20 protein-coding genes are annotated in these 21,247 nt (G+C 66.1%); 13 read left to right on the top strand and 7 right to left on the bottom strand.

Going from position 1 to position 21,247, the window contains the following annotated elements:
* Positions 1 to 205: 205 nt before the first annotated feature.
* Positions 206 to 367: a hypothetical protein gene (locus ACIBG5_RS41780; protein ID WP_396397647.1), complete on the bottom strand. Its 162-nt coding sequence runs from the start codon at positions 365 to 367 to the stop codon at positions 206 to 208.
* Between the two features lies 1 nt (position 368).
* The gene (locus tag ACIBG5_RS41785) at positions 369 to 824 is read right to left on the bottom strand and encodes a DUF6325 family protein (RefSeq protein WP_396397648.1); all 456 of its coding nucleotides are present in this window, start codon (positions 822 to 824) and stop codon (positions 369 to 371) included.
* A 405-nt stretch (positions 825 to 1,229) separates the two neighbouring features.
* Here ACIBG5_RS41785 and ACIBG5_RS41790 point away from each other — a divergent pair, with 405 nt between their 5' ends.
* The 5 genes from ACIBG5_RS41790 to ACIBG5_RS41810 all read left to right on the top strand — a co-directional run bounded on the left by ACIBG5_RS41790 (position 1,230) and on the right by ACIBG5_RS41810 (position 6,970).
* Complete coding sequence (locus ACIBG5_RS41790) at positions 1,230 to 1,910, top strand: GAP family protein (RefSeq protein ID WP_396397649.1); 681 nt, start codon at positions 1,230 to 1,232, stop codon at positions 1,908 to 1,910.
* Between the two features lie 177 nt (positions 1,911 to 2,087).
* Positions 2,088 to 2,309 (top strand): hypothetical protein, encoded by a 222-nt coding sequence (locus ACIBG5_RS41795; RefSeq protein WP_396397650.1) that lies wholly within the window; start codon positions 2,088 to 2,090, stop codon positions 2,307 to 2,309.
* Positions 2,310 to 2,429: 120 nt separating this feature from the next.
* The gene (locus ACIBG5_RS41800; protein ID WP_396397651.1) at positions 2,430 to 3,869 is read left to right on the top strand and encodes a DUF2252 domain-containing protein; all 1,440 of its coding nucleotides are present in this window, start codon (positions 2,430 to 2,432) and stop codon (positions 3,867 to 3,869) included.
* A gap of 180 nt (positions 3,870 to 4,049) precedes the next feature.
* Complete coding sequence (locus tag ACIBG5_RS41805) at positions 4,050 to 6,428, top strand: arylsulfatase (protein ID WP_396397652.1); 2,379 nt, start codon at positions 4,050 to 4,052, stop codon at positions 6,426 to 6,428.
* 26 nt (positions 6,429 to 6,454) lie between these two features.
* On the top strand, positions 6,455 to 6,970 hold the full coding sequence (locus ACIBG5_RS41810; protein ID WP_396397653.1) for a hypothetical protein: 516 nt from the start codon (positions 6,455 to 6,457) through the stop codon (positions 6,968 to 6,970).
* A gap of 389 nt (positions 6,971 to 7,359) precedes the next feature.
* Here ACIBG5_RS41810 and ACIBG5_RS41815 read toward each other — a convergent pair whose 3' ends face one another.
* A complete protein-coding gene (locus ACIBG5_RS41815; protein WP_396397654.1) occupies positions 7,360 to 7,644 on the bottom strand; it encodes a hypothetical protein in 285 nt (94 codons plus the stop codon).
* Between the two features lie 322 nt (positions 7,645 to 7,966).
* On the opposite strand from ACIBG5_RS41815, the gene ACIBG5_RS41820 reads away from it, so the two are divergent.
* The 4 genes from ACIBG5_RS41820 (at position 7,967) to ACIBG5_RS41835 (ending at position 11,993) form a co-directional block, all read left to right on the top strand.
* Positions 7,967 to 10,657, top strand: coding sequence for a LuxR C-terminal-related transcriptional regulator (locus tag ACIBG5_RS41820; RefSeq protein WP_396397655.1), 2,691 nt, complete (start codon positions 7,967 to 7,969; stop codon positions 10,655 to 10,657).
* A 212-nt stretch (positions 10,658 to 10,869) separates the two neighbouring features.
* Positions 10,870 to 11,067: a helix-turn-helix domain-containing protein gene (locus ACIBG5_RS41825; RefSeq protein WP_396397656.1), complete on the top strand. Its 198-nt coding sequence runs from the start codon at positions 10,870 to 10,872 to the stop codon at positions 11,065 to 11,067.
* Between the two features lie 166 nt (positions 11,068 to 11,233).
* Positions 11,234 to 11,446 (top strand): bifunctional DNA primase/polymerase, encoded by a 213-nt coding sequence (locus ACIBG5_RS41830; RefSeq protein WP_396397657.1) that lies wholly within the window; start codon positions 11,234 to 11,236, stop codon positions 11,444 to 11,446.
* A 1-nt stretch (position 11,447) separates the two neighbouring features.
* Positions 11,448 to 11,993 (top strand): bifunctional DNA primase/polymerase, encoded by a 546-nt coding sequence (locus ACIBG5_RS41835; protein WP_396397658.1) that lies wholly within the window; start codon positions 11,448 to 11,450, stop codon positions 11,991 to 11,993.
* Between the two features lie 133 nt (positions 11,994 to 12,126).
* Here ACIBG5_RS41835 and ACIBG5_RS41840 read toward each other — a convergent pair whose 3' ends face one another.
* Positions 12,127 to 12,372, bottom strand: a complete 246-nt coding sequence (locus ACIBG5_RS41840) for a hypothetical protein (protein WP_396397659.1) — start codon at positions 12,370 to 12,372, stop codon at positions 12,127 to 12,129.
* 45 nt (positions 12,373 to 12,417) lie between these two features.
* On the opposite strand from ACIBG5_RS41840, the gene ACIBG5_RS41845 reads away from it, so the two are divergent.
* Positions 12,418 to 13,395: a DUF4238 domain-containing protein gene (locus ACIBG5_RS41845; protein ID WP_396397660.1), complete on the top strand. Its 978-nt coding sequence runs from the start codon at positions 12,418 to 12,420 to the stop codon at positions 13,393 to 13,395.
* A gap of 1,523 nt (positions 13,396 to 14,918) precedes the next feature.
* Here the strand turns inward: ACIBG5_RS41845 and ACIBG5_RS41850 are convergent.
* Both ACIBG5_RS41850 and ACIBG5_RS41855 read right to left on the bottom strand, forming a co-directional pair.
* Positions 14,919 to 15,464 (bottom strand): aminotransferase class I/II-fold pyridoxal phosphate-dependent enzyme, encoded by a 546-nt coding sequence (locus ACIBG5_RS41850; RefSeq protein WP_396397661.1) that lies wholly within the window; start codon positions 15,462 to 15,464, stop codon positions 14,919 to 14,921.
* A 138-nt stretch (positions 15,465 to 15,602) separates the two neighbouring features.
* Complete coding sequence (locus tag ACIBG5_RS41855) at positions 15,603 to 16,580, bottom strand: SOS response-associated peptidase (protein ID WP_396397662.1); 978 nt, start codon at positions 16,578 to 16,580, stop codon at positions 15,603 to 15,605.
* A gap of 104 nt (positions 16,581 to 16,684) precedes the next feature.
* Here ACIBG5_RS41855 and ACIBG5_RS41860 point away from each other — a divergent pair, with 104 nt between their 5' ends.
* The 3 genes from ACIBG5_RS41860 to ACIBG5_RS41870 all read left to right on the top strand — a co-directional run bounded on the left by ACIBG5_RS41860 (position 16,685) and on the right by ACIBG5_RS41870 (position 19,450).
* Positions 16,685 to 16,888 (top strand): hypothetical protein, encoded by a 204-nt coding sequence (locus tag ACIBG5_RS41860; protein WP_396397663.1) that lies wholly within the window; start codon positions 16,685 to 16,687, stop codon positions 16,886 to 16,888.
* A gap of 379 nt (positions 16,889 to 17,267) precedes the next feature.
* Positions 17,268 to 17,945, top strand: coding sequence for a hypothetical protein (locus ACIBG5_RS41865; protein ID WP_396397664.1), 678 nt, complete (start codon positions 17,268 to 17,270; stop codon positions 17,943 to 17,945).
* A 446-nt stretch (positions 17,946 to 18,391) separates the two neighbouring features.
* Positions 18,392 to 19,450: an IS110 family transposase gene (locus ACIBG5_RS41870; protein ID WP_396397669.1), complete on the top strand. Its 1,059-nt coding sequence runs from the start codon at positions 18,392 to 18,394 to the stop codon at positions 19,448 to 19,450.
* Between the two features lie 167 nt (positions 19,451 to 19,617).
* On the opposite strand, the gene ACIBG5_RS41875 is transcribed toward ACIBG5_RS41870, so the two are convergent.
* Positions 19,618 to 20,700, bottom strand: coding sequence for an IS110 family transposase (locus tag ACIBG5_RS41875; RefSeq protein ID WP_396397665.1), 1,083 nt, complete (start codon positions 20,698 to 20,700; stop codon positions 19,618 to 19,620).
* Positions 20,701 to 21,247 lie beyond the last annotated feature (547 nt).

Raw genomic sequence — 21,247 nt, forward strand, 5'->3', positions numbered from 1 at the left:
GCACGTCCATGTCGCGAGGGAATACGGTCGGTTGCCGCGCGCACGCAGGCACGGCGCGGCACCTTCGGGGTCCAGTTTCATGAACTCTGCTGCGCGAACCTGCGCCCTAACGGCCACCGTGGTCGGGGCCGCGAAGGACGCGGCAACCTGGGTCGCTGGGTCGCGAGGTCGTCCTGGTCGGTGACTGTCCAGCAGTCGGCAACGGCTACCGGTCGCGCCGGTCTTCGCGCTGGTCTTGACGGTCGTCGCCGCGGTCGTCGCGCCGGTCGTCGCGCCGGTCGTGCCGGCGGTTCATACCGTGCGCTACCACGACGGCACCGCCGACGGCGGCGACAGTCCTGCGCCTGCGTCGGGCTGCGAGTGGCATCTCATTCTCCTTCGTCGGATTCTTCGGCGTCGGCCTCGATGGCGGCGATGACCGCCTGGATCGGGATCCGCCCACTGGCGACAAGCTGACCACCCGCGTGGCGTACTGCCGTGCCGAACGGAGCGGCCCACAGGTTCTCCCACACCAGCACGGCGGCCGAGCTGCCCGGCTCGACGGTCTCGACGAGATCTTCAACGTCCTGCTCGCTGAGCAGCATGGCCAGCTGGGTCTCGAACCGGCGGAGCTCGCCGACCTCGCTGTCGTCGAGATCGGTTGCCTCGAACACCTCGTAGCCGCCGTCCTCGTCCCGCTTGACGAACAGCAGGTCCAGGACCCGGATCAAGCCCCGGTCGACAAAGTCGTGCAGGATCGGCGCGATCTCGCCAGTCAGTTTGCTGCCGGGGAACTCGACCACGATCCAGTCGACCGGGCCCAGTTCGTCGATGTTGACAGTCATGCGCCACCTCCGTTGTTCGACTCCAGAGTCAACGATTGGTCCTAGGAAGCCACCCTCCTCCCGATCGATGGGGTTCTCATTACCCGTTGTGGGTAAAGCGCCGCGACCCCGGGCGAGTCACATCGCCCGCTGGCGTCAAGCACATGTGAGGATCTCGCGAGTAGGCTGGCGCTGGTCGTTGCCCGGGCGCGGGCGGATCCGACCGCCGTGGGCCGTGGGACGTCGATCTTCGCCCCAAGGCAGGTCCGCCGGCCGTCCTGAGGGATGATTTCACCAGACCCCGCGGGCTGGCATGTTGACGAGCGGAACAGGCGGCGTTGACGCTCGCCCACGCAGTAGTGGTTCGCGGAGGAGCTGTGGTGGCGGCTCAGCGGGCCGCGGCGGGCGGCAGCCGTCGTCGAGGGGGTGGGCCGGTTGATCGTTGATCCGTTTCCGTTGGCGGTTGCAGTCGCACTCAGCCCGGTTCCGATCATCGCGACACTGTTGATGCTCCTGGCCCGGCGTTCGACAGACACCGGGCTGGGGTTCCTGCTTGGCTGGACAGCGGGAATTGCCGGAGTGACGATGGTGTCCGCGCTGGTCGCCTCTACATCCCGGTCCGAAGCACGATCGGATACGTCTCCGCCGGCGACCGACTGGATTCTCTTGTGGTTGGGTCTACTCCTACTGCTCCTGGGGATTCGCGGGTGGTTGCGGCGGGCGAGGTCGCCTGCCGTGACGACACGTCCCCGTTGGATGGACGCGCTCGACTCCTTGTCCCGGGTCAGGGCCGCTGGCCTGGGAGTGGTGCTCTCGGCGTTGAATCCGAAGAACCTGGCAATCTGTGCGGTCGCCGGGGCAATGATCGGCGGCACGTCGGGGGAGACCGTTGAGCAGGCTGCTGCGATCGCCGTCTTCATCGTCATCGGGACCAGCACCGTGGCCATCCCCGTGCTCTCCTACTTGGTCGCGAGGGACCGGCTGAGACCCTCGTTGGATCGCCTACGGGAGTGGCTGGAGCAGAACAGCAGGGCCGTGGTGAGCGCACTGTTCGTGGTGATCGGTCTGGTGCTTGTCGCCCAGGCTCTCATCAGCCTCGCGGGCTGAGCGTGGGTGCATGCCCTTACTCGATTTGGCCTAGTCCGGCTCCAGTCCTGCCTTGCCAGAGAGCGGTCACGGCGTGTTCGGGACGTCCAGGGCGAGCGCGATTACCCCTTGAGGACGAGGCGCCCAGCCTGCTCCGACCGCAGGCTTGACCCACGTTCTCGGAGGGGGAGGTCAACCATGACGAACTCGTCCGATGTCGATGCAACCTATTCGGCCGACGCTCAGGTCGGCCGGATGTGGGCCTGCATCGTCGCTGTCCTGGCCGCGCCGGTCAGTGCTGTGGTCAACGTCGCCTTCCTGGCAGCGTTTCCGGTGTGGTCCAGCCTCATGGTGCTCCTCGACATCGTCGTCATCTGGGCCGTCATCGTGCACGGCCGCGAGATGAAGTCCGACTACTGACGAAGACTGCCGCGCCGCGCGCGGCGGCACCTTGCGGCAGTCGCACCGATCGATCCGATGGCCCGGGCCCACCAGCTGGGCCGGGCCGCCACAGTTTTCCAGTTCGAGGAGGAGAGGTCGATGACCACGATAAGAGACAGGTCGATGACCGCGCAGATCGAGCATCCGAGCGTCGACGATCGCCGCGCCCTGGGCAAGGACGCCGGCCACCGGACGCCTCCGTCCAGCCATGCGGGATGGGAGCCGGCGGCGCACCGCCCTGACCCGGTCGCTCTGCTGGAGGACCAGAACCTGACGCGTGAGCAGGACCTGGTGCCGGTGCGCCACGGCCGGATGATGGTGTCGCCGTTCACGTTCTACCGTGGCGCCGCCAAAATCATGGCAGCCGACCTGAAGGACACGCCGAGGGCCGGGTTGAGCGTCCAGCTGTGCGGCGATGCTCACCTGTCGAACTTCGGAGGGTTCGCTTCTCCCGAGCGCCGGCTGATGTTCGACGTCAACGACTTCGACGAGACGCTGCCGGGACCGTTCGAGTACGACGTGAAGCGGATGGCGGCGAGCTTCACCATCGCAGCCCGCAACAACGGCTTCCGGAAGACGGAGGTCCGGGATGTGACCACCGCGTCGGTGGCGGCGTATCGCGAGGCGATGGCCGACTTCGCGCAGATGCGCACCCTGGACATCTGGTACGCGCACCTCGACGAAGAGGACATCCTCGCGTCCGCGCGCTCGCAGGATAAGGGCAAGAAGTCGAAGAAGGACGTCAAGCGCGCCAAGAAGACCTTCGGCAAGGCCCGGACCCGGGACAGCTTGCAGGCGTTGTCCAAGCTCGCCGAGCTGGTCGACGGGAAGTACCGGATCGTCAGCCGGCCGCCGATCGTGGTGCCGCTGCGCGACCTGGCCGCCACCGACTACGGGCTGGCGCCGGAGCAAGTAGGCAAGGCGCTCCATGACCAGTTCCGCGCCTACCGGCAAACCTTGCAGAACGACCGACGTCAGCTGCTGGAGCGATACGAGTTGGTCGATCTGGCCCGGAAGGTCGTCGGCGTCGGCAGTGTCGGGACCCGGGCGTTTATCGGACTGCTCCAGGGCAGGGACGGACAAGACCCGCTGTTCCTGCAGGTCAAGGAGGCCACCGCGTCGGTGCTGGAGGACCACCTGCCGAAGAGCCGCTTCCGGCAGCCCGGTGAGCGGGTCGTGCAAGGGCAGCGGATGATGCAGGCCGCCAGCGACATCTTCCTCGGCTGGACGAAGGGCGCGGATGTTTCGCGCCACTTCTACTGGCGGCAATTGCGCGACATGAAGGGCTCGGCAGACGTCGAGGCCATGTCACCGACGGGCCTCGCCTTCTACGCACAAACCTGCGGTTGGACGCTGGCCCGGGCGCATGCACGATCCGGAGACCCGATCGCCATCACCGCGTACCTCGGCGATTCGGACGCGTTCGACCAGGCGATCACCGACTTCTCGAAGCGTTATGCCGACCAGAACGACCGTGACTACGACGAATTCGTGAAAGCCATCCGATCCGGCAAACTCGCCGCACTCGAAGGCGTCTGAAACACGGAGTAGGTCAGCCGACGCTGACGCTATTACCCACTCAGGGTAATGCCAACCGGAGCGACCGACAGCATCGTGAGAAGCAGCAGCAGGCGCCGGTCACTGTCGAATGTGGCACCGGCAGCCTGACGAGCGAGGGCGGCGAGGACATTGGGTGAAGCAGATCGCACCAGCCTTCCGATGAGGCGACCGACGTTCGCGGGAGTGGCCAACCGGACGCTGGCCGGATCCCAGCCGGACTGGAACCTGATCGGGCATCCGACCGCACCCGACGATGCCCCGAATGTTCTGCTCGTGCTGATCGACGATGCCGGGTTCGGCAATCCGAGCACGTTCGGCGGCCCGATCCGGACGCCGAACTTCACGCGCATGGCAGACGGCGGTTTGCGCTACAACCGGATGCACGTCACGGCGCTGTGCTCACCCACTCGGGCAGCCCTGCTGACCGGGCGGAACAACCACGCGGTCGGGTTCGGCTCGGTTGGTGAGTTCGCCGGCGGCTTTCCCGGTTACTCAGCCACATTGCCTCGTGACTGCGCGCCGTTGCCCCGGATCCTGCGGGACAACGGGTACAGCACGGCTGCGTTCGGCAAGTGGCACCTGACGCCCGACGGGCAACAAGGCCCGGCCGGACCGCTCGACCGGTGGCCGAACGGTTGGGGATTCGACTACTTCTACGGGTTCCTCGGTGGGGGCGCCAGCCAATACGACCCGTGCTTGGCCGAGAACCAGAAGATCATCGGTACGCCGCCTGAGTTCTACGACGAGGAGCATCCGTACTACTTCCCGGACGCGATGGCTGACAAGACCATCGAGTGGCTGCACGGCGTCCGCGGTCAGGACGCTCGCAAGCCCTTCTTCGTCTACTTCTCGACGGGCTGCAGTCACGCTCCACACCATGTCGCGAAGGAATGGGCCGACCGATACAAGGGCCAGTTCGACCAAGGCTGGGACCAGTTGCGCGAGCAGACCTTTGCACGACAGAAGGAACTCGGGGTCATTCCGCCCGACGCCGAACTGACACCCCGGGACCCGGCGTTCCCGGCGTGGGACGACGTGCCGGACAAGTTGAAGCCGTTCTACGCCCGCCAGATGGAGGTGTACGCCGGCTACTCGGAGAACGCCGACCACAACGTCGGGCGGCTGGTCGACGCGATCGACGAACTGGGCGAGCTCGACAACACGATGATCATCTGGATCTGGGGTGACAACGGCGCCAGCATGGAAGGGACTGTCACCGGCTCGTTCAACGAGCTGACGATGCAGAACGGCATCCCGCTCACTGACGAGATGCAACTGCAGCTGTCCGAGCGGTACGGCGGAGTCGACGCCTGGAGCACGTCGCTGATGGCGCCGCATTACGCGGCGGCCTGGGCTTGGGCGGGAAATACGCCGTTCAAGTGGGGCAAGCAGGTCGGCTCACACCTGGGCGGGACGCGCAACCCGTTGGTCATGCACTGGCCGGACCACATCACTGACAGTGGCGGCATGCGCTCGCAGTTCGCTCACGTGATCGACATCGCACCGTTGGTCCTCGACGTGACAGGGATCCCGTTGCCACGGACCGTTGACGGGATTGAGCAGACGCCGATGCACGGGACCTCGTTCGCCGCTTCACTGACCGACGAGGCCGCGCCGGAGCATCGATCCCAGCAGTACTTCGAAACCATCGGCAACCGGGCGATGTACAAGGACGGCTGGTGGCTCGCGATGAAGACCGAGCGCATCCCGTGGGTGATCACCCCCGACGCGCTCAGGCCCTACGCGCCCGACGTGTGGGACCCGGATGCCGGGCCCGCAGAGCTGTACTACCTACCGGACGACTTCACTCAGGCGAAGGATCTGGCCGCGGAGCACCCGGACAAGGTGCGCGAACTCAAGGACTTGTTCTGGCAGGAGGCTGAGCAGTACAAGGTCCTGCCGCTGCTCGCAACGCTGTCCACGTTCTTCGGGATGCTGCCGCCGCTGCCGGAGCAGACAACGTTCGAGTTCCGGGGCGACGTGCAGAACGTGATGTCCGGGATGATCCCGCGGGTCTACAACCATTCCTACGCGATCCAGGCTGACCTGGTCGTGCCTGAGGATGGAGCCGAAGGTGTGATCGTCGCTGAGGCGGACCACCTCGGCGGCTTCACTCTCTATGTGAAGGACGGCAAGCTCACGCACACCTATTCGATGATGGGCGTGTCCGTTTTCAAACAGGTCGCTGACGAGGCAATGCCCACCGGCGAGGTAACGGTCCGGATGGAGTTCGAGGCCGACGGTGCACAGCCGGCGACTGGCGGCGACGTGACCTTGTACGTCGACGGTCGGCCGGTCGGCAAGGGACGCATGGACCACACCGTGCCCATCCGGTTCTCCGGCTATTCGGGCATGGACATCGGCAGGGACAACGGCGGTGTCGTCGACCTCAGTTACGAGAGCGAGAAGCCGTTCGCATTCACCGGGACGATCAAGAAGGTTGTGTTCGACATCAAACCGCATCTGTCCGTCGATGACGAGATGACCATCCACGCTTCAGAGCAGCACGGACAGGCCGCGCACGGCCTGTCCGGGTGACGCACGGCATCGCAAGGAGGACTGCCATGGGGTTCGATGAGGAGACCACCGATGTGCTCATCGGCGGGTACCTGTCCGTTGATGCGGCACAGGAGGATTACGAGGCGGCACTGAACTGCGGCGAGCGCCTGTGGGGCGCCGTCGTGGTGAGCAAGGACCTCGAGGGCAACGTCTCGGTCGAGCAGTCCGACCACATGGTCGAGGAGGGCGCCGCCGGGCTGGCGGCCGTGGGATTCGCAGTCGGTCTCTTCGCACCACCTCTGCTGGCGGCGACCGCGATCGGAGCAGCGGTGGGCGCAGTCGGCGGCAAGCTCTTGCACAAGAAGTCGAGCAAACAGATCGAGGAGCAGGCCGGGGAGACCATTCCCATCGGCGGCGCCGGTCTGATCCTGGCATACCCTCACAAGGCTGCAGGGGTGGTCGAGCCTGTGGTGACGCGAGCGATCAAACACGTGGTCGGCGAGGCGGACGGTCACCACGTCAAGGCCCTCAAGGGTGCCCTGGCCGACGCCGAACAAAAGATGGCCGAAGCGGGCGGCTGACGCTTCGAACGCGCCTGGTGCGATCGGGCTGCATCTCCAGCCGTTGGCTATGGAGCGGCTGGCGACAGAGTGCTGCCGCCGTACTCGGTCCTGCTGGACGACGACGCTCAACCGAGCCACGGACCCACGGCGCCAGCTGCGCTGTGGGTCGCGGCTGTGCCGATCGGGCGTCGGCGAAGCCCGATGTCAGGGCGTGATCTTGTGGCAGCGGATGGCGATGATCTCGACGTGGTGTGACTCCAGCCGGCGAGCGAGGTCGGCGACCCACCCAGATTCTGGGCTCACGATCATCAGCAATGTTGTTGCAGGGTGCGGAACGGTCAGCGCGTCGTGGGGGAGTGCCGAGGCCGTGAGTGGTCCGATCCGACCGGCGATTCGGGCCTCGAAGGTCATGTCGACTGCCCCGGTCGAGGTCCGGGCGAGAATGGCAGGATCTCCGCATCGCTGCGTTCGTCGATGTCCATCACCCGGCGCAGCGCGAAGACATTGAGGCCGAGTGCGTGGAGCAGGTCCAGAAGCCCCACCAATGCGGACTGGTCAGGAGTGCTTGCCCGGATCAGCGTGGTGGCCGGCTCAGTCGTCGTAAAGACCTCCCCGACCTCGGCGTCGAGTTCGGCGAGGACGCTTTGACTGAGCCGGCCGACGACCTGGACCTCGTAGACCCAACTGGTCATTGCTGCCACCTCGGCTGTCGGAGGACTGTTCAGATCCAGCGTCCCGGCGCACCGCGCGACGCGCATTATCCGCAATGGGTAATCGCATGAACCCTCCGCGGATTGGTCCGGGCCGCTGAGGGTTCCTGCGGGTGATGTTCGCCTAGTCTGGGATGAGATGGGGCCGCGGGGGGACGGCCGAGAGGTGGGGGCTGAAGTGGATACTTCAGAGGTTGGAGACCTGGCGTGGGGGGCGTCCACTCGTGTGGGCGCCGAGGGCGCAGTACGAGAATCGCGCAGGTCGGGGTGGCCAACTGGCGGCGAAGCCAAGCCGCTGCCCGCGGTGAGCTTGCTGATCAGCAAGCTGGCTGCACCCCAGCTGCCGTCGGGGCTGGTGGTCCGTTCGCGGCTCGTCGACCGGCTGGAGGCGGGGACCTCCGGGCGGCTGACCCTGGTGAGTGCGGGAGCCGGCTGGGGCAAGACGATCCTTGTCGCCGGCTGGGCCACAACGCGATCCGCGGCGCTGCCCGTGGCCTGGTTGTCCTTGGACTCCTTCGACAACGACCCTGTCCTCTTCTGGTCCTACCTGGTGGCCGCGGTTCACGGCAGCGGTGAGGCCCCGGGCGGAGGGCTCGGATCGCTGATGATCAGACCGCCAGTTGGCCAAGACGTCGTACGAAGGATCATTCTCGAGCTGTCACAGCTGCGGCGTCCGCTCGCACTCGTCCTCGACGACTTCGGCGAGATCCACAATCCGGAAGTCCTGAACGGGATCACCGAGATGCTTCGCCACCCCTTGCCGCTCCACCTGGTGATCGTGACCCGATCCGACCCGAGTCTGCACCTCCACCGGCTCCGCGTTGACGGCGCGCTTGCGGAGGTACGCGCGAAGGACCTGGCCTTCACCGAGGCGGAATCCGGCGAGCTCCTGGTGCGTTCGGGGGTCGACCTGCCGACTGCGTTGAGCAGCCGAATCCTGGATCGAACCGATGGATGGGCCGCCGGGCTCCGGCTGGCGGCGATGTTCGCGGCCACCACGACACAGATCGACCGCATCGAGGAGTTCACCGGGACCGACGCGGGTGTCGCCGAGTATCTGTTCGACGAAGTCCTCGCGGCCTTGCCTGCGGAGCGCCGCCGCTTCCTGTTGCGGACGAGCACCGCGGACCGCATCTGCGCCGACCTGGCCGATCTGCTGACGGATCGCAGTGGGAGTCAGGGGGAGTTGGAGAGCTTGGTGCAGTCCAACGCCTTCGTCGTGGCCCTCGGCACAGACCACCGCTGGTTCCGATACCACCCGCTGCTGGTCGACCTGCTCCGTCACCGGCTGCTGTTGGACGAGCCGGACCTGGCGCCCGAACTGCATCGGCGCGCGGCGCGGTGGTTCGCCGGCCGTGGAGAGGCGATCGAGGCGGTCCGCCACGCGGTTCGCGCGCAGGACTGGCAACTCGTCGGAGAACTGATGGTCAATGGCGCCGCGATGCGTGCCCTGTCGGCCGAGCGGCAGGCGTTCGCCGCACTCCTGGCGGAGATACCCGCCGTAGAGCTGTACTCCAGCGCAGAGTTGAGGGCGAGCGCGGCTATCGCCTGCTTCATCGCCCACGACTACGCAGGATTCAGCAACCATGTCGCGCACGCACGAGGCATGTTGAACGAACGCGGCGAGGAGTCCCGCAGATCGCTCGAACTGTTCCTCTGCGTAACGGACCTCGTGCTGAGCCGTGTACAGGGCAGCGTGCCCGACCTGATCGTGGCCGCCAGGCAGCTGCTGCGCCGGCTTTCTGACCCTGAGTTGGCGCGACTGCCGGCCGCGCCCACGTACGAGGCGCCGGCGCTGAGTAATCTCGGAGTGGGGCTCGTCTGGTCTGCCCACACCGATCAGGCCGAGCAGGCGCTACGCGAGTCGATGGGTCTCGCCACAGCGACAAGAACTGACCTCACGATGGTGAACAGCCTCGGCTACTTGGCTCTGATCGAGTGGGAGCGGGGCGACGTGCAGGCCGCGCACGACGTGGCAGCCCAGGCCCTGGAGATCATCGAGCAGCGGGGTTGGACCGAGCACGCCCAAGCGATTGTGGTGTACCTGGTCCTGGCTCGGATCGAGTTGGAGCGAAACCACAGCGAGACCGCCCAGATCTTCATCCACGCCGGACTGGCCGCCGAGCGCAACGACCCGGACCGGACCCCCTATCCGGCGCTGCGCGCGACCGAAGCGCGGCTTTGGCTCGCGGCGGGGAAAGTCAATCGGGCCGAGAACCTGATGGTCTCTTTGGGCTCTGAGCTCAAAGATCGTGCGATCGCGCCGCTCGTCGGACGATGGGTCGCACTCGTCCAAGCCGAGGTCGATCTGGCCCGCGGACGGCAAGACGCCGCCGTGAGTCGGCTACGTTCACTGCTCGCCGTACCAGCTGCAGCCGACGACGCGATCGCCCAAGCCCCTGGTGGCTCCGCGGGTCTTGACGAGGTCAGATTGTGCCTGGCGCGGGCCGAGCAGGCTCTCGGCAATCTGACAGTGGCGGAGGACATCTTGTCGCCACTGCGCGATCAATGCCCGAATGCGATCATCAAGGCTCGGGCTTGGCTGGTGACCGCACTCCTGGCCGACAGTCAGCGGGAAGACCATCGAGCCCTCGCTGCTATCGACCAGGCCCTGTCCATTGCCGAACCAGAGGACATTCGCCGGCCATTTGTCGCCCTCGGCAACGGACGTCCCGAGGCGCTGCTGAGGCATCGGCTACAGCTCTGGGACGGCGCGGAGCCGGCCGCCCGGCGATTTGCTGACGCCCTTCTCGAGGACATCGGCTCAGCCGACCGCATCGCTGCCGTACCCACACCACTTGACGAGCCCCTCACAGATCGCGAGCATATTGTCCTCAGCCATCTGGCGACGCTCGAAACCAACGACGAGATCGCTGCAGAACTCTTCGTATCGGTCAACACCGTAAAAGCACATGCCCGGGGCGTGTATCGAAAGCTCGCGGTCCACAGTCGGCGCGAGGCGGTCCGCCGCGCGCGTGAGCTCGGGTTGATTTGAGCTCGTCGCGCCACAACGCTCAGGAGCACCGCCGATCCGATCACCGATAGCGCGCACGCCGAGCCCGTCTCCAACGGCTCGCGGGCGCGGATTGCGACCTGCCAACTGACTCACAGATGCTTGCAAGTAGGGCGGACGGTGTTGTGGTTCAACACATCGGAATGGGGTGTCTCAAGACATCGGAATCGGTGTGGGGGCGGGATGTTGCGGGGGTGTCGAAGCGTCGGTTGGTGATCACGGCGGTGCTGGCGGGGCGTTCGCAGTCGGAGGTGGCCCGGGCCTACGGGGTGTCGCAGGGCTGGATCAGCGGGTTGCTGGCCAGGTATGCGCTCGAGGGGGTATTCGAGCCGGCCGGCTGCACCACATCGGCATCGGCCGAACCCCCGCCCGAACCCGCGTCCTGCTCCTGATCCATGACCTGCAGATCACCATCATCAACGCCGCCACCGGCGCGAACTCCTGCGCGAACTCACCCTCGACCCCACCAAGGACTACCAACCCCGCGGACTCCCACCCGGACCCTGCCCCAAAAACACATAGCTCCGAACCCAGCTACAGGTTCGGAGCTATGCCGATGTGGGATCCAAGGCCCCAGCGATCGAGGACTGGCCGCACAACGCAACGACAGACGCCGAGCAGATCACGCAGTGGTGGCGCGACGCCCCATACAACCTCGGCGTCGCTACCGGCCCGTCCGGGCTACTGGTGATCGACCTAGACCAGCCGAAAGATGGCAGCGAGACCCGTACCCGAACCGTGGGCCTCCCGTGGCATCACATGTGGCCGTGACGTGCTCGACCATCTGGCCGCTGCTGGCGGACATCTCCTGCCCCGGACCTGGACAATCAGCACCCCCAGTAGGGGACAACACCTGTACTACCGCCAACCCGATGAAGCCGAACTCGGGAACATCGCCGGGCGGCTCGGCTGGAAGATCGACACCCGAGGCCACGGCGGTTACGTCGTCGGCGCCGGATCGGTCATCCGGGGACAGCGCTACCGCGCCGACGTGATCCGCCGGCCAGCCACACTCCCCGATTGGATCATCAGCGCCCTGACCGCAACCGAGCCGACGCTCACCACAACAGCGGCAAGCGGCCCGAGCAGGTTCGGCGCCGCGTACGGGCTGAAGGCGCTCACCGCCCAGCTCGACAAGCTACTAGCCTCCACACCCGGCCAGCGCAACGACGACCTGAACGGATCGGCCTACGCACTCGGCCGCGTCGCGGCCGTCGGCGGCTCGACGCCCAGACCGTGCGAGACGAACTGCTGTCCGCCGCACTTCGGATCGGGCTCGGCCGGCGAGAAGGTCAGCGCACGATCGAGTCCGGCCTGAAGGCCGGGCTCCGACGACCGCGTGGCACGAAGTAAGGGGAACCCTGGCAAGACCAGGTTCAATGCAGGGATCTTTGAAGGTCGACCTGGAGCAGACGATCAGAACTAGTGGATGGTTCTTGGCAAGACCCGAGTCAACCTGCTTGGGCGCGCTCTACATCTATCGGCGGCACACCCGATCGGCGCCACGCCCACATCAGCGTCGCCAGCGCACCGTGAACAAAGCCCGGCTCGCCAGGGCTGTCGGCAATGGTCCGCTCGGCCGCCCGCGTCTCTTCCGCGATCAGCTCCTCATGCGCTTTCGACTGCAACCCGGTCAGCGGGGACGGCCTGAATACTGATACTGGTTGTCCATCCGCACCGCGCACCTGGATGATCACGCCTCCAAGCCACTCGCAGGTCGCACACACTCCGCGCAGGTATGCGTGTTCCGGTTCACCGGCGGCATCCATCGCATCGTCACGACGCTCGGCCGTCAGCCAGAGCCGCGCGAACTCACGCACCGGTATCCGCAAGTTCCCCTGCGGTATCCGCTCGAAATCCCGGGCAATCAGCTCCATGCCACACCACGATCCCAGCAGACACCGACATTTCCACGCCAAGTGGGGGCGGTGAGTTCATTCAAGGGGCGGGCGCGCACTAGGTCGGATGGCGATCCAGCACGCGTGCTGCAGGGGAGCGGCGCCGAAGCCGGCGTCCTCGCCCGGTTCGTTGCCGCGCAATTGCTTCGCACTCCAACGATGGCCGGGCACATGCACGACATCGACGAGCACCTACGGCCGTTCCTGTTCACCCTGGAACTGCTCAAGGCCGAAGGCTTGAACGCCGCTGATCTGAGCGCCGCCGAGATGTACCAGTGGCAGATGGCCGGCACGCAGATGGCGGAGACGCACAGCACGCCGGTCGACGAGAACTCCCGGCTGCGAACCATCATGCGAACCTTCGACGGGTTCGCCACCGCATTGTCAGGCCGCAGCTGGACGGTACTCGCAGCAACCGACGACCTGCTGATCACCGGCGACGCGCCGGTGGTGACCCTGAAACCCCTCCAGAGCGGCTGGAAAGGACTGCTCCCGCCCGGCGCTCCGGTCTTGATGCCGATCACGCCGACGCGACTGCTCGTCGGGGAAGAGAACCCGCTGGGCCAGGACGACGTCCTTCGACCCCAGCTCGCGCGGGCGGTGAACGAAGAGGTCGCGGCGAACGCCGATGATGCCATCATCAAGGCACCCTCAAGCACCTGGCCGACCTACCTTGACCTGGCGTCGGCGCGGCCGAAGCTGCCGCCTCCCAAGATCACCATCGAGGCCTCTCAAGCACCACCGACACAGCTCACCTACCCGGCTATCAGCGACCCAACCGTCAAGGACCTACTCAAGCAACTCGGCGCCCAAAGCAACTGACGAACGGAGTCGGGCCACCTTCGAGCGGGGGTCGTGACATGACCAGCTGCCGGACTCGGCCGACGGAGGACAGGACCACAGCAGAGCGCTCTGCCGGATTGACCTATGGAGTATCAAGAGCGCGCCTTTGGCGCGCCTGCCGCGAGCGACGCGGCATCTGTGGAGTCGGGGACGCCAAGCTCTGCCCGAATAGCTGCCCGCCATTTGTCAGCGGCATCCCAAACGTTGTCGTGTGCATATGTGACGGCGGTCCTGCTCACGCTCAACTGCTCGTACTCCGCACTCAAAGCTGTGGGAGCGCTCCGCAAGGATAATCTTGGCTCGCCGAGCGAACTCGGCATCTCCCTCGTCGGCCCTGATCCTGCGCGATACGGCGACGTACTCCCTCAGCGCCTCAGTCAGCTCTTCGTAGGCGATCCTCACATTCATCTTTGTCCCCTGGTCGGCTGCGTGCTGAGGATGGTGCACCGATCAAACTCGGGTTCGATCTGCTGCCAGACGGCGTAGACCTCCTCTGCTGTGTCTGCAATCGTCTGCGCGAGGACGGCATCGACGAGACGCCAGACGACTCGTCGAACTTGCGCGCAAGGATGCTCAACTTCTTCCAGCGAACCTTGCAACCCCGAACGACCTGAGTTCTGACCGGTCTGGTCCGAGGCCATCCTCAGGGGGCGGGTGCGGATGATTGTTTTGCCCTTGGTTCGCTTGGTTGGGTTGAAGGCGGTGACGGCGTCGGTGAGGGGGCGACCGTGCTGATGTTCGGGCGCAGTCGGCCGTCGCGCACGCGTTCGTACGATCTCGTTGAGTTGGGAGCGACTCGATGTCGGTGCCGGCGCAGATGCGGAACGGCGCCCCGAGCTTGACGATGAGCAACGCCGACGGCATCGCAGACCCATCAGCGCCACCGAAGACACTTTGCGGTGTGAAGAGCCCTCGATCGCCTCCTGACCTGATCAATCAAGTGGACGTGGCGAGCCTCCGAGCACGACGGTCCTGATCGGGCGTGAAACCGTTTTGAAAGCGTCGGATGTCACGATGACCCGGTGAGTGTCGTCCAGTCGCCGCAGAGGAGATTCAAGTAATGCGGAAATGGTTCATTGGCTTTGTTATGTCACTGATGGTTGGAGTAGGGCTCTTGGCGGGCCCCGGACTTGGGCCCGCGCAAGCCGGCGGGACGTACGCAGGCTGTCCTTACGGCGCCGTCTGCGTATACCCTGATGCCTCGTTCAACCACAATCCCTCGCTGGTGCTTTGGTCCTACGGGGCACACAACCTCTCCAATCAGATTGGTATGCACCGAGTTTTCAACAATCAATATGGAGGCGCGCACGCTTGGCTTTGTAGAAACTACAACGGGGTCAACTGCACGCCTTTTCCAAACGGCTATCCGATCGAGCAGTACACCTATGTCGACTACGACCTGACACCCATCAACTCGATCCTCCTGACCAGAAACTAGTCGTGCGCCGCGGCGTTCGTCGTCCGCGTCGATCTGGCCTGGCCGTACCTCGAGTACGCGAGGTTCATGCAGTGCCTTGTTGACCGAAGCACTCGGCGAACGTCGTGGTCAGGGCGTCGAGGGCCGAGGTGTCGGCGTGGTCCGAGGGACGGCCGTAGCCGATCATGACGCCCTGGCGGGTAGGGGACAGTTGCGTGCGCTCCGACAGGCAGCCGAGGGCGACGCCGTGAGCCTGCGCAACGGCTTCGATGTCGGTCTCGGTGGGGCCGTCCGGGGGGAGGATTGCCAGGGCGTGCAACCCGGCGGCGATGCCAGTCAGCGTGATCCGCAAGCCTGCGAGGTGGTGGCGGAGTTGGTCGCGTCGGCGGCGGTACCGCTGACGCGACCTGCGGATGTGGCGATCGTAGCCGTGGCGGGTGATCAGGTTGGCCAGGGTCAGTTGGCCGAGGTGTTCGGTGCGGTGGTCGATATGCGTCCTGGCATCGGCGACCTGGCCCATGAGGCGAGGCGGCAGCACCATCCAGCCGAGTCGCAGCGCCGGACCCAGCGTCTTGGACGTCGTGCCCAGGTAGGCCACATGGTCAGGGTCGGCGCCCTGCAGTTCTGGCACGCAGGTACAGAGCCAGATGGTCCTCGCGAAACCAGTACCGGCCACGTGTGTCACGGTCGCACGGAATCCGGTCGGACCTGGCTAATCATAAAAGAGTGGAGACGCTGCGACCCAGAACCCTGGCCGCGGCGGCGGCGGTTAGTTGCCCGGCACGATCTCGGGCTGTGGATGAGATTCGGCGTACCGTTCCACGTCACGCCGGAACACCGGAAACGTCGCGTTGGACGAAGAGCGCAGTTCACCGGCGGCGATCAGATCTCGGACCGCCGTCCTCGACCGACCGATGATGCCGGCTGCCTCACCGATCGAGATCGCTGCACCGCGATCAGCCAGGGCCTCGAGCGCTGCTCGGTGATACCTGCGGTATCCGGACCCACGCTGGAGTGGGTCGAGAGGGTACGGGCCGTTGTTGCGACGGACGTCGTTGACCGCGGTGGACACGGCGTAGATCTCCAGGCCGGTCGGCGGCCCCATCAACGCCTTGACGTCGGCGGGGTCCTTGACCGTGGGATCGAGCCACTGTTCCCAGTCGTCGGGAGCGATGGCCATGGGGATGCGGTCGTGAATGCGTCCGATCTCATCTGTCGCGGTGGTGGTCAGGATCGTGTATGACCACAGCAACGCGGCCGGATCGTCCTCGGCCAGGGACTTGTCTTTCCACACCTCGTACAGGCCGGCCAGCGCGAGTGAGGAGCCGTCGGTGGGCCGGAACGCGAAGGGCTGCTTGAGTGGCTTCTTGGTCTTCTCGCTGATCTTGTCGGTCTCGAACCATTCGTAGAAGGCGTCGACCGGGATCAGGCAGCGCCGCGACTTGAAGGCTGCCTTGTAGGCGGGCTTTTCGTCGACGGTCTCCGAGCGTGCATTAACCATCCGGTTGCCGATCTTGGAATCTTTGGCCCAGAACGGGACCAAGCCCCATTTGAACAGCCGCAGCTGCCGGACCGCGTCGGCGTCCCTCGGGCCATCGGATGGTGCCCGCGCGATCACGACAGGCGCCGTCTTGGTGGGGGCCACGTTGTAGTCCGGGTCCTTCAGCTCGTCGGCGTTGTCGCCGTCGAGCTGGAACTGTTCGAGCAGGTCGGCCCGGCGGGCCGTTGACGCATAGCGACCACACATGACTCCCAGACTGCCACGCCCGGCGGCGCAGCGGGGTTAAGGTTCGGGTTGCGGGCTGGATACCGGGGCTGTAGGCAACCATCTTCGACGAAGGGAGCACAGCCATGTCGGAAACGACATCGGGCCGCAACAGCGGCCAGGACTGGACCGACGACCAGGTGCAGCAGTTGCGTGAACTGGCCAAGGGCAACACACCTGTCGGCGTGATGAGTGTCAAGCTCGGTCGGTCCGAGGACTCGATCCGGTCCAGGCGCAGTCGGAGGGGATCGGCCTGTCGCCGCCGAGTCGATCGCCGTACGGCGACGTGAGCTGAGTTCTGGGCGCATTCTGGTGCCATGGCCAGGTTCTGGCGGTGCAGGAAGTGCGACGGGGCGAACGTTCCGGAGCATCACCGGTTCTGCCCGCACCGCGACCCGCGGGACAAGATTCGACAGATGAAAGTCATCGTGTGGCCGCCATTCCGCCGATCACGGAACAGGAGCGGTGATGACTCCGGGCAGGCGACGCACTGAACCCGCAGAGGTACGCATCCCGGCTGACCTCGTTGGCGGTGGGCGGCGGTCTCGCTTGGCTTGTGCGACGTTGTAACGGCCGGGGTCGTCGCCACGATTGTGCTGTCAGGGCGCGCCAGGACGATGCCGGCACGGTGCCGGCGACCTCTCCGCGCCAACCGACAGAGGAGCAATCATGCGTGTCTCATCCCTACTCGCCGCCGCAGGTCTGCTGACCGTGGGCCTGGTTGCCGTACCGGTGCCGGCGTCGGCCGCGGGTAGCTGCAGCCTGTATGCCCCGGGCCGGATCGCGATCGGGTCACCGTTCAGGACCATCACCATCAACGAGGGTCCGAACTGCGCGGCCGCCGGCGTCGTCGACGCCGCCTGGAGCGCGACCCACCCGACCAAGGGCCCGATCGACATCATCATCTACGAGAACAGCGACCGCTCGCAGCCGTTCGACATCTTCGGTGATGACCCGATCGGCGTGTGGACCTGGCGGCCCGAGGGCGCCTTCGACGCCAGCGACAACCAGGTCTTCCAATACACCCCCACCACCGATGTGCGGCTCGCCTCCTACAGCCGGGTCACCCCCACCCGCACCGGTACGAAGGTTAACGTCAAGACACTCGCGGGCCGCTGGTGGCAGGCCGGCAACAAGCTGATCGGCTGGTCCGGGGCCCGCGGCCAGATCCAGTACCGCACCCCCGGTTCGACCACCTGGCACGGCCTCAAGGACGTCTATTCGTCCTCGGCCGGCACCTACAGCTACACCTACAGCACTAGCGCGGTACGCGACTACCGCGTCGTCATTTACGACGCCACCAACAAGACCATCTGGGGCTCCACCAGCCCCACCGTCCGCAAGTAGCCGCCGGCGCGCCACACACCGGAGCCGCTACCCTGATCGCGGCGACAGGTCCGCAGCGTCTGCCTCGCCGATGGCGCGTCCTCGGCGAGGCAGACGACAGCCTCGGACTACGTGCCTGCGCCAGACCGCAAACGCTCGCACCCGACCTCCCGCGGCCCATCCAACATCTGACATGAGCGCCAACGTAGCGCCACCGCCAGCACCGTGCCTCACCGCACAAGAGAGTGTCGTACACCTGCCGAATAGCGCCTCAGCGCGACAGTGCACGACACAGAATCCAGCCCTCTAGACGGTATGGAGTGACCGCTCGGGGTTGCTGAGTGGTTGCGGGCCGGGGCCTCACTCACACAGATTCGTGGGTTACCGAGCAGGGGCCGCCTGCTCGGCCTATCCGACATGTGTGGGAGGCCCCGGTGTTTTCCGAGCGTACGAGTGTTGGGCTTGATGTGCACGCCAGGTCGGTTGCGGCGGCGGCGATTGATGGTGTGACGGGCGAGTTGGTGCAGTCGAGGCTGACTCCGTCGTATGACCACATCGCTGGCTGGCTGCGTGGTCTGCCTGGTCCGGTGGCGGTGGCTTACGAGGCCGGCCCGACCGGGTTCGGCCTGTTCCGGTATCTCACCGCCGCGGGGATCCGGTGTGAGGTGGTGGCACCGTCGAAGCTTCAGAAGCCGGCTGGTGATCGGATCAAGACCGATGCCAAGGACGCGATCCATCTGGCGCGGCTGCTGCGGTTGGACGAGGTCACCGCGGTGGCGATCCCGGGCGTGGAGCAGGAAGCGGTCCGGGATCTGGTGCGGGCGCGGGAGGATTGCCGCGGTGACCTGATGCGGGCCAGGCACCGGCTGTCGAAGCTGCTGTTGCGCCACGGGATTGTCTACTGCGGGGGTGCCGCGTGGACCGGCAAGCACGACGCGTGGCTGCGTCGCGAGGCGCTGCCGCAGCTGGGATCGCCTGTGACGCGGCTGGCCTTCGATTCGGGGTATGAGTCCGTGCTCGCGACGAAGGCCCGGCGTGACCGGCTCGACGAACAGATCGAGCAGATCGCGGCCGACTCCGAATTCACCCCACTCGTGCAGCGGCTGGGGTGTCTGCGCGGGATCAGCACCCTGACCGGGCTCGCGCTGGCTGTCGAGATCGGCGACTGGCACCGGTTCACCGGCGGCACCATCGCAACCTTCGTCGGACTCGTCCCGTCGGAGTACTCCTCCGGGCAGTTACGAGCACAGGGCTCGATCACCAAGACCGGCAACGGCCACGCGCGGCGGCTGCTGGTCGAGGCCGCCTGGCACCACCGCGCCCGCTACCGGATCGGGAAGACCATGCGCGACCGCTGGAACCTCGCGCCGGCCGCGGCCAGGATCCGCGGTGACGAGGGCAACCACAGACTCCACCAGCGCTGGGTCCGGTTCATCGAACGCCGCAAACGACACACCGTCGCCAACGTCGCCATCGCCCGCGAGCTGGCCGGCTGGTGCTGGTCCCTGGCCGTCATGGACGACTGACACCGCCGAACCGGCTTCGTCGACCACACCAGTGGCAGCAGCGCGTGGAGCGACCCGCGATACCTCTATGAGCAGACCCAACCAGTCCACGCTCGTCCCTAGACACGCGGACCCGCTCCAGCCGAACCACCGTCCTGCGGTAACCAACCCGACTCTTCTATGTCTGGTCAAGTGGTCTGCGGTTCGGGTTTGGGCTGGTGGTGGAGTGCGTTTAAGGTCCGGTAGAGCTGGCGGGCGAGGTAGCGCTTGAGAGAGCGTCGGATCTCCTTGGTGGTGCGCCCTTCGGCACGTCGTCGTTCGACGTAGGCGCGGGTTTCGGGGTGGTGGGTCATGCGGGTGACGACGGCCATGTGCAGGGCGCGGTTGAGCCGTCGGTCACCGCCGCGGTTGAGCCGGTGGCGGGTGGTGTTTCCCGACGAGGCGGGGATCGGGTTGACTCCCGCCAGCGCGGCGAAGGCCGCTTCGGACCGGACCCGGCCGGCGTGGGACCAGGCAGCGAGGACGACGGCGACGGTGACGGGACCGATGCCGGGCTTGTCCAGCAGCACAGCGGCCTTGCTGCTATGGATCAGGTCGATCATTTGCGCCTGGTTCGCCGCGAGCTCCTTGTCCAGATCGGCGACTCGCTTGGCCAGACGGACGGCCTCGGCACGAGCAGTGATCGTGGCGAGGTCCTCGACTCGGGCCCGCCATCGGGCGACCTCGTTGACTTGCTTAGCCGTCGGGGGCGTGCGGGCGTCGATGCCGAGATCGACCACACGCAGCAGCGCGGTGAGCGCGTTGATGGTCGCGGTCCGTTCGGTCGTCATGTGCTCGCGGCTGGCGAGGAGGATCCGCAGCGCGGCCCGGATGCCGTCGTCGCTTCGCGGGTGGCGCAGCTGGGGTGGCTCGAGCGACAAGACCGCCGCCGCGATGCGGCGGGCGTCGAGCGGGTCGGACTTGCCGGTGCCACGGTGGGCGCGAGCCTCCATCCGGGCGGCTTCGACCACGTCATAGCCGGCGCGACTGACCGTTGCTGCCAGCCGGGCGCCGTAGGTGGCGACGCCTTCGATGACCCACAACGTGGCCAGGTCACCGTCGGTGCGGCGCGCCGCCCAGGCGATCGCGCGGTCCATGCCAGCCCGGGTCGAGGGGAACTGCTCGGTGGTGACCAGCTCGCCGGTAGCAGCGACCAGTATGGCGAAGGTGTGAGTGCGGGCGTGGGTGTCAACCCCCACGACATAGGCATGGGTATGCGCGACGATGGTCACGGCGAGCGGGCTTCCTTCCAGATGCAACGGACACGGATCCGGTCGCCAAACGGCCGGCGCAGGCCTGGATGGAAGTCACTTCGGGGCAGCACTGTGATGAGTCACGACCCGCCGTGCGGCGGGACGGACAGTCTTCTGATCAAGTCACCGAGGTGGAGCCGGGTCAGCGCCGGCCACCCGCCTGGAACGGACAAGTCGGGTTGAAGGCATCCCCGAGGGAGCCATGCATATCAAGAGTCACGATCCAGGACGAGGCGACCGCCGCTAACCCTGCCAGCCAGTCCCAGACCAGCTACCCCAAGACTCACAGCGCATATCAGTCTGACCGCGCGTCGCCAACGACACGCTCACCACCAGCACGGCCGACGAAACCACGAAGCGCCCGCCCCGAAACAACCAACCGGGACGGGCGCTTCACCCTGCCACTTGACAGAAACTCACTCCATATCAGATGTACTCGGTCACTAGGTTGGTGACAGTCGGCTGGTTGGCGGGAGGCCGCCGAGTGCGGTGTGTCGGCGTTGATTGTTGTAGAAGTCGAGCCAGG

The sequence above is a fragment of the Kribbella sp. NPDC050241 genome, from assembly GCF_044459685.1.
Taxonomy (GTDB): domain Bacteria; phylum Actinomycetota; class Actinomycetes; order Propionibacteriales; family Kribbellaceae; genus Kribbella.

Bases quoted from the DNA above. Each gene is read 5' to 3' on its own strand.
- ACIBG5_RS41780 (WP_396397647.1), bottom strand. From the start codon at position 367: ATGCCACTCGCAGCCCGACGCAGGCGCAGGACTGTCGCCGCCGTCGGC.
- ACIBG5_RS41785 (WP_396397648.1), bottom strand. From the start codon at position 824: ATGACTGTCAACATCGACGAACTGGGCCCGGTCGACTGGATCGTGGTC.
- ACIBG5_RS41795 (WP_396397650.1), top strand. From the start codon at position 2,088: ATGACGAACTCGTCCGATGTCGATGCAACCTATTCGGCCGACGCTCAG.
- ACIBG5_RS41800 (WP_396397651.1), top strand. From the start codon at position 2,430: ATGACCACGATAAGAGACAGGTCGATGACCGCGCAGATCGAGCATCCG.
- ACIBG5_RS41805 (WP_396397652.1), top strand. From the start codon at position 4,050: ATGAGGCGACCGACGTTCGCGGGAGTGGCCAACCGGACGCTGGCCGGA.
- ACIBG5_RS41810 (WP_396397653.1), top strand. From the start codon at position 6,455: ATGGGGTTCGATGAGGAGACCACCGATGTGCTCATCGGCGGGTACCTG.
- ACIBG5_RS41815 (WP_396397654.1), bottom strand. From the start codon at position 7,644: ATGACCAGTTGGGTCTACGAGGTCCAGGTCGTCGGCCGGCTCAGTCAA.
- ACIBG5_RS41855 (WP_396397662.1), bottom strand. From the start codon at position 16,580: ATGTGTGGTCGCTATGCGTCAACGGCCCGCCGGGCCGACCTGCTCGAA.
- ACIBG5_RS41860 (WP_396397663.1), top strand. From the start codon at position 16,685: ATGTCGGAAACGACATCGGGCCGCAACAGCGGCCAGGACTGGACCGAC.
- ACIBG5_RS41865 (WP_396397664.1), top strand. From the start codon at position 17,268: ATGCGTGTCTCATCCCTACTCGCCGCCGCAGGTCTGCTGACCGTGGGC.